The sequence below is a fragment of the Rhodococcus sp. WB1 genome (genome assembly GCF_001700945.1).
In the GTDB taxonomy this organism is placed as follows: domain Bacteria; phylum Actinomycetota; class Actinomycetes; order Mycobacteriales; family Mycobacteriaceae; genus Rhodococcus; species Rhodococcus aetherivorans.
The window spans coordinates 4,616,615-4,631,311 of sequence record NZ_CP015529.1 but is presented as its reverse complement, the minus strand read 5'-3'; the positions used below and the strand labels follow the sequence as shown (position 1 = coordinate 4,631,311).

At 65.8% G+C, this 14,697-nt stretch carries 8 protein-coding genes; 5 read left to right on the top strand and 3 right to left on the bottom strand.

What is annotated here, in order from left to right; all coding sequences use genetic code 11:
• Positions 1 to 1,164, bottom strand: coding sequence for a steroid 3-ketoacyl-CoA thiolase (locus A4U64_RS20655; protein ID WP_050034578.1), 1,164 nt, complete (start codon positions 1,162 to 1,164; stop codon positions 1 to 3).
• Positions 1,165 to 1,346: 182 nt separating this feature from the next.
• Between A4U64_RS20655 and A4U64_RS20650 the strand changes: the two genes are divergently transcribed.
• The 3 genes from A4U64_RS20650 to A4U64_RS20640 all read left to right on the top strand — a co-directional run bounded on the left by A4U64_RS20650 (position 1,347) and on the right by A4U64_RS20640 (position 6,050).
• On the top strand, positions 1,347 to 2,600 hold the full coding sequence (locus tag A4U64_RS20650) for a cytochrome P450 (RefSeq protein ID WP_029541008.1): 1,254 nt from the start codon (positions 1,347 to 1,349) through the stop codon (positions 2,598 to 2,600).
• 380 nt (positions 2,601 to 2,980) lie between these two features.
• Positions 2,981 to 4,516: an FAD-binding protein gene (locus A4U64_RS20645; RefSeq protein ID WP_065923048.1), complete on the top strand. Its 1,536-nt coding sequence runs from the start codon at positions 2,981 to 2,983 to the stop codon at positions 4,514 to 4,516.
• A gap of 97 nt (positions 4,517 to 4,613) precedes the next feature.
• On the top strand, positions 4,614 to 6,050 hold the full coding sequence (locus A4U64_RS20640) for an MFS transporter (protein WP_232334118.1): 1,437 nt from the start codon (positions 4,614 to 4,616) through the stop codon (positions 6,048 to 6,050).
• Here the strand turns inward: A4U64_RS20640 and A4U64_RS20635 are convergent.
• Both A4U64_RS20635 and A4U64_RS20630 read right to left on the bottom strand, forming a co-directional pair.
• Entirely contained in the window at positions 6,031 to 6,630 is a 600-nt protein-coding gene (locus tag A4U64_RS20635) for a nucleotidyltransferase family protein (protein WP_065923046.1), read from the bottom strand. The genes A4U64_RS20640 and A4U64_RS20635 overlap by 20 nt on opposite strands.
• Positions 6,631 to 6,651: 21 nt before the next feature.
• The gene (locus A4U64_RS20630) at positions 6,652 to 7,560 is read right to left on the bottom strand and encodes an IS5 family transposase (RefSeq protein WP_065923045.1); all 909 of its coding nucleotides are present in this window, start codon (positions 7,558 to 7,560) and stop codon (positions 6,652 to 6,654) included.
• 357 nt (positions 7,561 to 7,917) lie between these two features.
• On the opposite strand from A4U64_RS20630, the gene A4U64_RS20625 reads away from it, so the two are divergent.
• Together A4U64_RS20625 and A4U64_RS20620 are read left to right on the top strand one after the other, a co-directional pair.
• Positions 7,918 to 13,416, top strand: coding sequence for a hypothetical protein (locus A4U64_RS20625; protein ID WP_157127593.1), 5,499 nt, complete (start codon positions 7,918 to 7,920; stop codon positions 13,414 to 13,416).
• Positions 13,413 to 14,582 carry a hypothetical protein gene (locus tag A4U64_RS20620; RefSeq protein ID WP_065923043.1) on the top strand — a complete coding sequence of 390 codons (1,170 nt, stop codon included), beginning with the start codon at positions 13,413 to 13,415 and terminating at the stop codon, positions 14,580 to 14,582. Before A4U64_RS20625 ends, A4U64_RS20620 begins: the two co-directional genes overlap by 4 nt.
• The last annotated feature ends 115 nt before the right edge of the window (positions 14,583 to 14,697 follow it).

Sequence of the window (14,697 nt, the reverse complement as noted above, 5' to 3'; positions counted from 1 at the left end):
TCAGATCCGCTCGATGATCGTGCCGGTGGCCAGCGCGCCGCCCGCGCACATGGTGATCAGCGCGGTGGCGCCGTCGCGCCGCTCGAGCTCGTGCAGCGCGGTGGTGATCAGCCGCGAGCCGGTCGAGCCGACGGGGTGGCCGAGCGCGATCGCGCCGCCGTTCACGTTGACCTTGTCCATGTCGGGCTCGTGCACCCGCGCCCACGACAGCAGCACCGACGCGAATGCCTCGTTGACCTCGAACAGATCCAGGTCGCGGATCGTCATGCCGGACTTCTCGAGGACGCGGCTCGTCGCCTGCACCGGGCCGTCGAGATGGAACTCGGGCTCGGCGCCGACGAGGGCCTGCGAGACGATCCGGGCCCGCGGCTTCAGGCCGAGCGCCGCGGCGCGGTCGGAGTCCATGAGCAGCACCGCAGCAGCGCCGTCGGAGATCTGCGACGAGGTGCCGGCGGTGTGGATGCCGCCGTCGAGGACCGGCTTCAGCTTCGCGAGCGATTCCGTGGTCGTCTCGCGCAGGCCCTGGTCGCGGGCGACGGTCTGCTTCTCGCCGGTGAGGGTGCCCTCCTTGTCGACGACGGGCGCGACGACGGGCAGCACCTCGCGGTCGAAGCGGCCCTCGTCCCACGCCTGCTTGGCCAGCGCCTGCGACCGGACGCCGAGCGCGTCGACGTCCTCGCGGGTGATGCCGCGACGGCGGGCGATGCGCTCGGCCGCCTCGAACTGGTTGGGCAGGTCGATGTTCCACGACTCGGGCCGCCGCGGGCCGGCGAGTTCGCCGACGTTCGCGCCGAGCGGCACCTGCGACATCGCCTCGATGCCGCAGGCGATGCCGACGTCGATGGCGCCGGTGGCGATGAGTCCGGCGATCAGGTGGTTGGCCTGCTGGGCCGACCCGCACTGGCAGTCGACCGTGGTGGCGCCGACCTGCCACGGCAGGCCGGCGTGCAGCCACGCGGTGCGGGTGATGTTGTTGGACTGCGCGCCGGCCTGGGTGACACACCCGCCGATCACCTGCTCGACGAGGGCGGGATCGAGGCCCGCGCGCTCGATCAGTCCGCTCTGTGCGGCCCCGAGAAGCTCGGCCGCATGCAGGCCGGCGAGCCAGCCGCCGCGCTTGCCGATCGGGGTGCGTGCCGCCTCGACGATGACTGGTGTGCCCACGGTGGGCTCCTTTCTGGTCCTTGTCCTCGCAAAGTAGAACAGGTTTCCGGGGCAGACAAGGCGGGGTCCGAATGATCGGGACTTGGCGATTCCTTGGCCTGCGGGCCGCCCTGTGCTTGAATGCTTTTAGAACGTGTTCCACATCACGACACGGTGCACTCGTCAGGGCAGGAGAGAATTCAGTGGCGCAGCCCAACATCCCCGAAGACATCGACTTCACCGATCCGGATCTCTACGCCGAGCGGATGCCGTTCGAGGAGTTCGCCGAGCTGCGTAGGACGGCCCCCGTCTGGTGGAACAAGAAATCCCCGGACGTCGGCGGATTCCACGACGAGGGATTCTGGGTCGTGTCCCGGCACGAGGAGGTCCGTGAGGTCTCCCGCCGGAGCGACGTGTTCTCCAACTGGGAGAACACCGCGATCCCGCGGTTCAACGACGACATCCCGCGCGAGGCCATCGAACTGCAGCGCCACGTCCTGCTCAACAAGGACGCGCCCGAGCACACCAAGCTGCGCAAGCTCGTCGCCCGCGGTTTCACCCCGCGCGCGATCAACGGCCTTCGCGACGAGCTGAACGCCCGCGCGAAGAAGATCGTCGAGGAGGCCTGCCGGGCCGGCGGGGGCGACTTCGTCACTCAGGTCGCCGCGGAGCTGCCGCTGCAGGCCATCGCCGAACTCATCGGCGTCCCGCAGGAGGACCGCGACAAGATCTTCGAGTGGTCGAATCAGATGACCGGCTACGACGACCCGGACAACACCGCCGACCCGGCGGCCGCGTCGATGGAGGTCCTCGGCTACGCGTACCAGATGGCCGCCGCCCGCAAGGAGTGCCCGGCCGACGACATCGTCACCACCCTGATCGAGGCCGACATCGACGGTGACGAGCTCTCGCCCGAGGAATTCGGCTTCTTCTTCATCGTGCTCGCCGTCGCCGGCAACGAGACCACCCGCAACGCGATCACGCACGGGATGGCGGCGTTCCTCGACAACCCGGAGCAGTGGGAGATCTTCAAGCGGGACCGGCCGAAGACCGCGGCCGACGAGATCATCCGCTGGGCCACGCCGGTCACGTCGTTCCAGCGCACCGCGCTCGAGGACACCGAGCTCGGCGGCCGGACGATCCGCAAGGGCGACCGCGTCGTGATGCTGTACGCGTCGGCGAACAACGACGAAGAGGTGTTCGAGAACCCCCGCACCTTCGATGTCCTGCGAGATCCCAACCCGCACCTCGCCTTCGGCGGTACCGGTGCGCACTACTGCCTCGGCGCGAACCTGGCGCGGATGGAGATCGACCTCGTGTTCAACGCGATCGCCGACTACATGCCCGACATCACCAAGGTCGCCGATCCGAAGCGGCTGCGCTCCGGCTGGCTCAACGGCATCAAGGAGTTCCGGGTGGACTACAAGACGCAGGGCGGCTGCCCGGTCGAGCACTGACCCGGGTGGGGCGGCGCCGAGAGATCGGGAATCCCCCGGTGCCGCCGCGCTTTCCGTGTGAGCGGGGCTGCGGGAGCCGGCGGCATGGGTGCACCCCGCCGAAATTGGGGGTGAGGGCGGGGTGCTCGCCCACAGTATTCGGCCGCCGAGGCGCCCCCGGCTTTCGGTCCTACTGGCCGGGACCTGTTTGCGCGACCGCCGCCGTGCCGGGTCCGGCCTGCGCGGGCCGAACAGCGGGACTCGGCGCCGAGCCCCGAGAGAACCTGCGCAGCAGGGGCCGTGCCTGTTGTTCCACCCAGTGAGACGTCTCCTCCCGCGCGCCGCGGTTGCGGAAATAGTGTCACGTGCTCCTGGAACGGAATCGGCGAAAGGCATCGAACATGGTGGAATGGGCGGAAGAATGCGACGTCCTCGTCGTCGGATCGGGCGCCGGCGGCTGCTGTGGCGCCTACACCGCTGCCCGCGAGGGACTGTCCGTCGTCCTGGTCGAGGCCTCCGAGTACTTCGGCGGCACCACCGCATATTCCGGCGGCGGCGGGGTCTGGTTCCCCACCAATGCGGTGCTGCGACGTGCCGGTGACGACGACACCATCGACGACGCCCTGACCTACTATCACGCGGTCGTCGGCGACCGCACCCCCCGCGACCTGCAGGACGCCTATGTGCGCGGCGGTGCTCCCCTGATCGACTATCTCGAGGCCGACGAGGACATCGAGTTCACGGCCTACCCCTGGCCGGACTACTTCGGCAAGGCTCCCAAGGCCAGCGCGAAGGGCCGTCACATCGCGCCGACGCCGCGGCCGATATCGGACGATCCCGAACTCAACGAGTCCGTCCGCGGGCCGCTGGGTCGCGAGCGCAACGGTGATCCGTTGCCGGACATCCTGATCGGCGGGCGCGCCCTCATCGGCCGGTTCCTGATCGCCATGCGCAAGTACCCGAACGTGCAGTTGCATCGGAACACTCCGCTCGAGGAACTCGTCGTCGAGGACGGCGCCGTGGTCGGCGCGATCGTCTCCCACGGCGACCAGCGGCGGGCGGTGCGGGCCCGCAAGGGCGTAGTGCTCGCCGCCGGCGGATTCGACCACAACGACGAGATGCGCGCGCAGTACGGCGTTCCCGGCGCGGCCCGCGATTCGATGGGGCCGTGGTCCAACCTCGGCAAGGCCCACCAGGCGGCCATCGCGATCGGTGCCGACGTCGACCTGATGAGCGAGGCGTGGTGGTCGCCGGGGCTGACCCACCCCGACGGGCGCTCGGCCTTCGCGCTGTGCTTCACCGGCGGCATCTTCGTCGACCAGGACGGCAACCGCTTCACCAACGAGTACGCGCCCTACGACCGGCTCGGCCGCGACATCATCGCCCGGATGGACAAGGGCGAGATGACGCTGCCGTTCTGGATGATCTACGACGACCGGGGCGGCGTCGTGCCGCCGATCGCGGCGACGAACGTGCCGCTCGTGGCGACCGAGAAGTACGAGGCGGCGGGACTGTGGAAGACCGCCGACACGCTCGCCGAACTCGCCGACCTGATCGGGGTGCCGGCCGAGGCGCTCGAGGCGACCGTCGCGCGGTTCAACCGCCTCGCCGCCACCGGCGTCGACGAGGACTTCGGCCGCGGGGACGAGCCCTACGACGTGGCGTTCACCGGCGGCGGTTCGGCGCTGGTCCCGATCGAGAAGGGCCCGTTCCACGCCGCGCAGTTCGGCATCTCGGACCTCGGCACCAAGGGCGGCTTGCGCACCGACACGGTCGGCCGCGTGCTCGACGGCGCCGGGACGCCCATCGCCGGGCTGTACGCGGCGGGCAACACGATGGCCGCCCCGAGCGGCACCGTCTATCCCGGCGGTGGCAACCCGATCGGCACCAGCGCGTTGTTCGCCCACCTGGCGGTCCGGCACATGGCCGGAGCATAGGAACGCCGCGACTCGTCCGGTCCCGCTCAGTGGGTCCTGCGTCACACTCGGAGCACTTCGTCCGTACGGTTCACATCGACGAACCGTAGGAGTTTTCATGAGTACATCGTTGGCACCCGAACGGTCCCCCTCGACCCGTGCCGAACGCCGTTACCAGCGGACCCGGCCCGTGGGGGCGGTGGTGGCGATCCTCATCGCCGTCGAGGTCATCAGCGCATTCGAGACGTCGATGATGTACGCGGCCCTGCCGACGTTCGCTCGCGTCTTCGAAGCCGACGCATCCGCGGTCGGATGGAGCGTGACGGCGTTTCTGCTGGTGGCGGCCGCCTCGGCGGCGGTGTGCGGCCGGCTCGGCGACATGTACGGCCGCGAACGGGTGCTGATGGTGGTGCTGGCCTGTGCCGCGACGGGATCCGTCGTCAGCATGGCGTTCGGGACCCTCGAGGCCATCATCGCCGGCCGGGCGATCCAGGGTGTGGCCGGAGCGATCCTGCCGCTGTGCATCGGCCTGGCCCGCGAACACCTGCCGGCCGAGCGCGTCCCCATGGCGGTCGCGCTGATCTCCGGGTCGGCCGTCGCGGCCGGCGCGGCCTCCCTGCTGGTCGCCGGCGTCCTCATCGACCTGGGCGACTGGCGGTACATCTTCGTCGTCGCCGCCGGCTACGCGCTCGTCTGTCTCTTCCTGGTCGAGGCCGTGCTGCCGTGGCGGCGCCGCACCGCTCGGCGGCAACCGATCGACGTCGTCGGCGCGGTCGGCCTGGCGGTGTCGGTGGCGTCCGTCCTGTTCGGTCTGACCCAGAGCCGCTCCTGGGGCTGGAGCGACGCCCGCGTGCTGGGTCCGATCGTCCTCGGCGCCGCGGTGTTCGCCTGCTGGGTGTGGTGGGAACTGGGCCGGACGTCTCCGATCGTGAACCTGCGCCTGCTCGCCGAGCGCAACGTCGCCCTGACGATGCTCGCCGGGGTCGCACTCGGCGTCGGACCGATCGGCGTCGGGACGATGATCATCCCGATCATCATGCAGAGCCCGGCCACCGCGCCGTTCGGCCTGGGGCTCTCGCCGACCTACGCCGGAACGCTGTCGTTCGTCGGCGCGATGATCGGCATGGCATTCACCCCGGTCGCGGGCAGGATCGCCGCCGCCGTGGGGGCGCGGACGTCGTTGCTCCTAGGCAGCGTGATGTTCCTCGTCGCGTGTGCCGGGTTCTTCTTCTTCCGCGCATCGGTGATCGGCATGACGCTGCTGGTCGTGGCCGTGTCGGTGGCGACGGCGTTCGCGTACACGGCGCTGCCGAACCTGCTCGTCGAGTCCGTCCCGGAGCACAACACCAGCGAGATGGCCGGCAGCCAGACGGTGCTGCGCACCGCGGCGTCGGCGGTGGGCACCTCGCTCGCCTCGCTCCTGCTCGCGTCCCTGGTGCTGCCCGGGACGGCGACGCCGACAGTGGCCGCGCTCGGGGCCGTCTGCGCGATGCTGGTCCTCTCCTGCGCCGTGACGATCGGGCTGGGTTCGGCGATCAGGTATCGGCGGGCGTGATTCCCGGCCCGTCCAGCAGCGTCAGATCGTCGGGGACGTCGATGTCCCCGGGATCGGCGAGGCGCGTGCAGTCCAGCCGTCGCACCCGGTCGCGGTTGCGGGTGAGGAATCGCCGGGCTCCCTCGTCGCCGACGGCCTCGCGGGCCGCCGCCTCGGCGTCGCGGCGGTCGAACACCACGGGATGCCCGGGGCGGTCCCCGAACACCGGCAGGGTGATCGTGCCCGGGCGGTGCGCGAGGAGTACGGTGCGGACGAGTTCGGCGGTGATGCCGGGGAAGTCGACGACCGTCAGCGCGATCACGTCGTGGCCGGTCGTGGCATCCACCCCGCACCGCAGCGACGTCGACATCCCCTCGGCCCAGCGCGGATTGACGACGGAGCGGACGCCGGGCGGACACGCGGCGACGACGTCGTCGGCGTAGGCGCCGGCGACCACCGTGACCTCGTCGCAGCCCCCGGCGGTGAGCGCGGCCACCACGGTGTGCAGCAGGGGGCGGCCGCGGTGGGGGAGCAGCGCTTTCGCGCGCCCGCCCAGCCGCGTGCCGCCCCCTGCCGCGAGGACGATCCCAGCGACGGTCATGGCCGGACCCTAGGGCGTGTTTCATAAGCGGTCGGGCCGGAGCCACTGATTGATGGCGGCGATTCGGACGGTGGCGGTATAGCGGACCGCAAGTTTGTCGAATCTGGTTGCCACCGCGCGGTTCTGCTCGAGCTTGTTGATACCGCACTCGACAGCATGACGCTGCTTGTAGTGCTCGGTGTCGAACTCCGGCGGACGTCCACCGGACGACCCCTTCCGCGTCCGGTGGGCAGCCTGATCGGACTTGACCGGAATGGTCGCGCGGATACCGCGTTTACGCAGGTAGGCGCGATTTCCGGTGCTGCTGTATGCCTTGTCGGCCAGCACACGATCCGGCCGGGTACGCGGCCGACCGCGGCCGGTCCGCGGCACACCGATCCCGTCGAGAACCGCGGTGAACTGCGGACTGTCCCCCCTCTGACCGGCGGTGACCACGCTCGACAACGGTTTGCGGCCCTGCTCGCAGGCCAGATGGGTCTTGGTGGGCCACCCACCACGCGACCGTCCCCACGCGTGATCATCCGGCTCGGTCTCCACCCCGCCGGGTGGCTCGATCTGCTGATCGCCGTCCCCGCGGGCCCCGGCCGCATGCTGGTGGGCCCGCGCGATGGTCGAGTCGACGCCGACGTCCCACACGATCGCGCCAGCAGCGTCGGCGAGTGCCTGCAACGCCGTCAGGATCTGTGCCCACACTCCGCCGCGTTGCCGGCGTCGGAACAGCTCGTACACCGTCTGCCACGGTCCGTACCGGGCCGGGACGTCCCGCCAGGGGGTACCCGTGCGGGTCCGCCACCGGATGCCGTCGATGGGCTGGCGTTTCGTCCGTTTCGGCGGGCGGCCCGCCTTCTTCCCCCGGGGCAGCAGCGGAGCCAACCGCGCCCACTGCGCGTCGGTCAGGTCTGCTCGCCCCGGCACCGCTACGCTGGGCACGAGGTCTTCGGTATTCAAGGTCTTGTTTGGTCGCTAAACCCAGATACCGGAGACCCCGCTCATTCAGTCGCAACGACACACCTACCGTGTCCGAACTCCCTCACAGTAAGCACTTTTGAAACACGCCCTAGCACATGAAGGGCGAGAGGCGCGTCATCCAATCGAACCATATCCCTGTCCCTCCTGCATCCTCTTAATGCGGCGGTGTTCCCGACAACCCCCAGTAGGTGGGTAAGTCCTCGCATTATGCCAGGATCGGTATGTCATATTGAGCAGGTGCAAAGCTCATTGGTGCGACAGTGCCTTCAGGCTCTCGATGATGACGAGATCGAAGAGATCCTCGCCTCAAGTTCGCGCTTGCGTGAGACCGTCCGCGCGGCGGCCAAGCAGCGGCGGGGAGCCAAGGTCAACGCCTCTATCTTTCGGCGATGGCTCTGCATCCCCAGCCAGTCCGATCCACTTCTCCGCTCGCTCCCTGGCTTATACGGACACGAGTACACGAAGGCCGCAGAGAACGGCTCTCCCTCCACCAAGACAGTCGGGGTGAGAGCACTCCTGGCCCTTGAGTCGGATCTCACCTTCACCGAATTCCGCAGGATACTGGCCGACCTCCGCGCAAGATTGCCGCAGGGCGCTGACGCTACAGATCCGGCCCCGGCGCCGGATGCGACCTCGGCGCTACGCGATCGCTCGACGACGGATGCGGACGGGATCGACCTCGCGGAACTGCCTGACGGGCTGCAATCGTCGGATGTCGAAACCACCCTCGGGAATCTTCGCAATCGGTCGGTTCAGCTGGCTAACCTCTTGACCGAGTGCGCAGACGGCGTCCTGCTCGGCAGTGCTGTTCCTGACGGTGTTTTCGCTGCAATCGAGGACTGGACCGCCGAACTGACCGACGCATGGACACAGATCGGACTCCTGCCACCACCAGCGGCCGGTGGATTCGAAGCGCTGGAGAACGTGCGAGACAAGCTCGCTGCGGCAGAATCCGCTGTTGAAGCGGCAAAGGCTGCGCGTGCCGAGAAGATGGCGACGTTGACGAGGCTGCGAGAGAACGCTGCCTCACTTGCCGACCTGGCCGACATGGGTGAGACGTTCAAAGCAGCCTACGAAGAGGCGCGTACCAAGATTGCCGAACTCGAGAACGAGCTTGACTCGGCCACCTCCACCCCTCAGGTCATGGAAGGCCCCCACACATCCGACCACCCCAAAATCGACGCCGAGTCCGTAACCGTCGCCGATTCCGTGGAAGACATCGAGGAAGCGGAACCGGGAGCCCCGGAGTCGGAGGCCACGGAGCCGGAAGTCGAGCCTGACCGTCCAGAGGTCTCGGTTCCCGACGCCGAATCCGCAGATCACGAGTACCGGACGGACGATACGGACTCCGAGGTCGGCCTGGACGATGCAGAAGCCCCAGAGCACCCGCCTACGGCGGCGCAACCCTCCGCACTCGCCTTCGAGTCAACGCGGTCGAGTACCTCTTCCGAGACGGACGATTCGGCTTCGCTGGACGGGGATGAGCCTGCGTCTGTCGCGTCGATCGTCGCTTCGGATACTCGGGCAGACTCCCCACTCGAGGGGGCAGAAGCAGCGGAAACAGGTTCGAAGACCGCTTTCGACGGCGACCTTGCCGAACATGTCCGGGCCGGGAGGTTTGCTGCAGCGTGGCTGATCGCGAAGGTCGCCGGTGAGTCGGAGGTGGACGTCGACGCCTACAGGCAGGCAGCAGTGGCGTTCCATGCCCCGACGGGAGGAAGCAACGCGTCCAGCGTGCTCACGCGAATAGCTTCCCTACCCGATGGCGCTGTGTTCGGTTCTCCTCAGACCGCACGAGTTGCTCTTGCGGCGACGCTGCGTGCGTCGCTCGCAGCCGGTTGGAGCCCCAGATCCGAGGTGGAGGAGATCGCTCGGCAGGCCAACCTCGACGAGGAATGGCGGGAGCTTCTCGAAGAGATCGTTGCAGCCAGCGACCGGAACTATCAGCACGTCCAGGACGGTGGCCGGAAGCTCGAACCGTCGGTCGACGACGTTCGCGACCGTGCAGTCCGGATCCGCGATCAGATAACTCCCATCAAGTTCACGCGGGCCAACAAGGTCCAATGGTTCCTCCTGCGCGAGCGGGAACCACTCGGAGAAGCGCTCGCGCTGGTAGCGAGCCCGAAGACGGACGACGACCGTCGAGAAGCGCTCGCTCGCGCCTTGTCAGCGCTGGAACAGCCCGACGAGCTCATCGAGTACGCAGACAAGAAAGTGAGTTCCCCGCAACAACGGCGAACCTCGATCGTTGCACACGCTCGGGTGTCGTTGTACAAGACGATCGAAAGCGTCGCCGACTGCGTCGCGGACGCCTTGGCCGCTGCGGCTTCGGTCGAGTTGAACAACAGGGACGGCGGCGACGACGAACCACGTCACCGACTGATGTCTGCAGCCGCAAAGGTAACCGTCGGCCATATCGTGGGTGGTCCCGGGAACGCTGCGCTTGTACGTCTCCGAGAGTGGATACTCTCGCCGGATGCTCCCACGGAGATGGGGGAGGACGAAATGCTCCGGAGCGAACTGCTCCATGTGACCAGCCTTCCCCGCGACGAACGAGGACTTCCGATCGTCGAGGACGAAATCGACAGCTCGAGAGTGCTTGAGCAGCTCCGTGTCCCCGGTACGGCGAACGAGATCTTCGACGATTACGTTGCTCGCGGGGATCTGCTGCAGGCCAACGAGGTTGTGAACAGAGCCCCGGAACTTCTCGACCTTGTCACGAACGAACGAAAGCGATGGATAACGAGGCTGCGTCGTGAGGTCGCGGCAGTTCGTTCGGAAGTGGGCCGAACCTATGCGGACGATTTCACTCAGACCGGTCTCGTCGATGCAGAAGCGCGTCTCGTGACACCGTCCACCTATGAGGAAGACCGCTTCGACCTCCAGATTATGGAGCTCGCGAAGCTTCGTGACGACCTGGCCGAGTACCGCGCTCGGAAGGCATACGAGTTGCGTGAACGAGTGACCAAGGAAGTCTCTATCGAAGCCGATCGGCAGGCGGTACTTGAGCTGATCCAGAGCGAGGATTTCGCGGGCGCCCATGAGCTTCTGGCTCTCGCCCGTAGCGGTCCCCTCCCGACGATCGAAGACTCCGACGACAGTGCCGGCGCCACCGTCTTCGATGCCTTCATGCGAGCACTGGGGGTACTCAAAAATCATGAAGGCGATCTGAGCAATATCCGCCAGATCGCAGCAGTGATCGAAAGCGCCGATCCCAGCACGTCCGTGATCGCGGACAGTGACCGTGGGCGGCTCGATCAGTGGGACGCGCTGATGTCGCTTCGCACACACAGGAATCGACGTCACGCAGCCATGGCTTCGATCCTGCGAGGAATCGGCCTCGACGTTCGCGGCGAGGTGTCCAAGCAGAAGACCTCCGGCAAGCATTTCGACCTGTACCGAGCCACCGCAACGCCTGTGGACAAGTCCCTGGTTCCGGGCCTCGGGTCCCAAGCGCCGCACTATATGGTCGCTGCCACCGGAGAACGCCCTCTACTGCGCCAAACCTTGTCCAGCGCCTTTCCGACGTACAACGGGCCGAACATTCTGCTGTTCGATGGAGTCCTGAGTTTCGAGGAGCGGCTTCTCTGCCTCAAGGTCTGCCGCGAGCAGAGGATCACAGCGATCGTCGTTGACCATGCCGTCGCTGCATGGATTGCCACCTACCATCCACGGTCGTTTCGTGCGGTGCAGCAGGTGACATTGCCGTTCACATGCTTCCCCCATTACACGGTCGTCGCAGGCAACGTTCCGGACGAAGTGTTCGTAGGCCGCGCCGAGGAGCAAACGCAGCTCATGGATCCGGCGGGGAGTATTTTCGTCTACGGTGGTCGACAGCTCGGTAAGTCGGCTCTGCTGAGAAAGATCGAACGCGACTTCAATCTCGTGGACGATCAGCATGCGATCTACATCGATCTGAACGCTCACGGCATCGGTACATGGAGCGAATCGGCCAAGCTGTGGCAAGTTCTCTACAACGAGCTGGCCCGGCTTGGAAGCTTCGGATTGAAGCAGAATCCATCCGTCCGCACATCCAAACCCGTCATCGATGCGGTCAAGAAGTGGCTGGCGGACAAGAGTACTCGTCGCCTGCTGCTGCTCCTAGACGAAGCGGATGCTTTCCTCGAGAAGGAGTCGAGTGGTGGACCCGAAGGCAACGCCAAAAAGCGATTCGAGAACGTCGCTCCCCTGAAGGGGCTTTGGGAGGACACCGATCGGCGCTTCAAGCCGGTGTTCGCCGGCCTTCACAAGGTGCAGCGACTGCAGAACGTGGCCAACACTCCTCTCGCCCACGGCGGACAGGACGTACTGATCGGCCCGCTGGCTGCGAAGCCTGCCCGAGACCTTGTGGTGAAGCCTCTCGAGGCTCTCGGCTACAAGTTCGAGAACCCTGATGCGGTATGGCGTCTTCTCGCCATCACCAACATGCAGCCGGGTCTGATTCAGGTGGTGTGCAGCGACCTAGTGGCGCATCTGCAGTCTCGACCGCTTCGAAAGAACGAGCCCATGGTCGTGATCACAGATGAGGATATCGATGCGATCACCCAGAATCCGGAAACCCGTGACAAGATCGCACAGAAGCTGCGGCTCACGATCGAACTCGAAGACCGGTATCGCGTCATCGCCCTCACCGTCGCGATCATGTGCATGGACGACCAGTTCCGGGCACGGTACTCGCCCAGTGAGATCCGAGAGCACTGCGAGCTGTACTGGCATGAGGGATTCAAGGATCTGAACAGCACGGAGTTCTCCGTATATCTCGACGAACTCGCCGGTCTTGGTGTTCTCAGCAAGGATCGTAGCTCGAAGTACTCCATGCGTTCCCCCAACACCGTGATGATGTTGGGAACCCGACGCGAACTCGAGGCTATCCTTGAGGAGGAATCCTTCCAGTTGGAAGATGCCTACAATCCTCGCTGGACACGGCGGCAGGTCCAGATCGACGGCGAGGACTTCCGCAGTCCGCTGTCGGAGTACGATCTCAGCGAGTTGGTGCCTGTCAGTACGAAATATGAAGCCCGGAACTATGTCGTCCTGGGGAGCGATGCGCTCGGGATCCGCAAAGTTGCTGGTGTTCTCAAGAGTCTTGAAAGCGATCGGAATCTTGACATCTCGATCGTGAAGTCCGAATCAACCGGATCGCTGAGTATGCTACGCGAGTTCAAGTTCTCGGGACCTGGAACGAGCCGCCCGCGCATCCTCGTGTTCGATGCGAGTGAGGCCACCCCAGCGGAAGCGGCGGACATCGCACTCGCGGTGAGGAGCCTCCGGAAGCGTGGATCCGGACATCTCATCCTTCTGCTCGGCCCCGGAGGAATCGATGCCGCGCGTAGCTTCACACGAGGACAATCCGTGGTTCGCACGGATGTCATCGAGCTGAAAAAGTGGTCCGGGGACGGAATTCGGTCCTGGCGCGACAATCCGTTCACATCACCCGAACTTCAGAGCAATCTCCTGGCGCACTCCGGCGGATGGCCCGACCTGGTCGAGCGCGCGGTCCACGAGGTGGATCGCGGACGTAGTCACAGCGACGAGTGGGCAAGACTCGCAGCGTTCCCTCGAAGCAGGGACGAGGCTGAACAATTCCTCGCCGAGACCGGAATCAACCAGGATCAGCGTAGCCTGCTCGCGGAGTGGGCGTCGTTCGAATCCACCGATTTCGAACCGGTCATCGACATCGCAGACGTTCTCGGCCGCAATCTCGATTCGCTTCGTGACACCGTGGCCGTCCTCGTCACGCTCGGTGCCGTGAACGAGCGAAACGGCGACTACATGGTCGATCCGGTCGTCATGCGTGCCTTGAGGAAGGCGGAATGACCTCCGGCCCCACTTCAGAGGAGTACCTGCGGCTCCCAGGGCCGCTTCGGTTCATTGCCGACGTGGCTTCGCACCTTCGCGCGGGACTGTCGGTGATCGTGGTGTTCCCCGACGCGGCCGTCGACACAGGTCTCGCTGATCATGTGTTGGAGGAGATCGCGAAGGAGAATGCGCGAAGTGAATTCTGCACGCAATCCTGCGATACGTTTCCCACTCGGGTGATCGATACGTTCGGCGCAGACCCTGTGCGATACGCGTCGTTCGACGAGTGGGAATCGATCATCCAGTGGGAGGCTTGGCACGACTCGTGGGTGGTGCTTTCGAGCTGGGACCATACCGACATTCCTGAGATCCTGGAGCGCTGGCCGGCGCAGGTACACGCGTCAGGGCTTTCCCAGAACGAACGGCCGAAGTTACTCGTCGGAGGGCGGCTGAGTGAGGTTCCGAGGCATGTACTGACACGTCTGGACTCAAGCTTGACCGCCGTCCATTGGTGGTGGGGCGTCCTCGACCGATTGGATACGGAGACTCGACTGGTGGCTCTCGCAGGTAGGACCATCGATCCGGTCGACACCGCTGTCATCGTCGAAGTGTCCGGGTGGGATCTCGCCTGTGTCGACTTCCTGATCGAGTTCTGGGACCGTTCCACTTCAGGTCTTGCACATGCAGTTCGTGAATACCAAGCACACGCACCCGGCGTCGACATCGATAGCCGTTCGAACCAGGACCGCCGACCGTCCGCCCTCCCACCAGCAGATCGAGAAGAAGCGTGGCAGAAAGGCCTTTTGGATAGGTGGGGGCACTCACTCCGGCGAAGCCCGCGCGTGCTCGACGACAAGTCGATCGACCAACGCATCTGGATGGCACACAACCGTGCCCTGATCTCGCACGTCGACGAGGAGCGGGCGCACTACGAGGAGATTATCCGTCGAGAAGCGCGACAACAGGTCTTCGACGAACTCGACCGGCGTGACGATAACATCATCGAGATCGGCTCACTGACATGGCTCGTGGCTTCGGGTCGCGTAAGGGTCAGTCGCGACGACCGCGAGCGACTGTGCACCTTCCGCGACCTTCGCAACGATCTTGCCCACAGGGTGCCGATCAATGACGAGCTTCTTATGAAAGTCGCCGGATATCTAGGGTTCGAGCGAAATCCGAGATGATTTTCCTCGCCACCGGTTTCCTGAGGTGGATGTAATCGGTCGTAACGTTTTTCCGCTCATCCAATGAGAGCTACCGACCAAATGCCGAGTGTGGCAGGGTCGGTGGAGGTAGCGG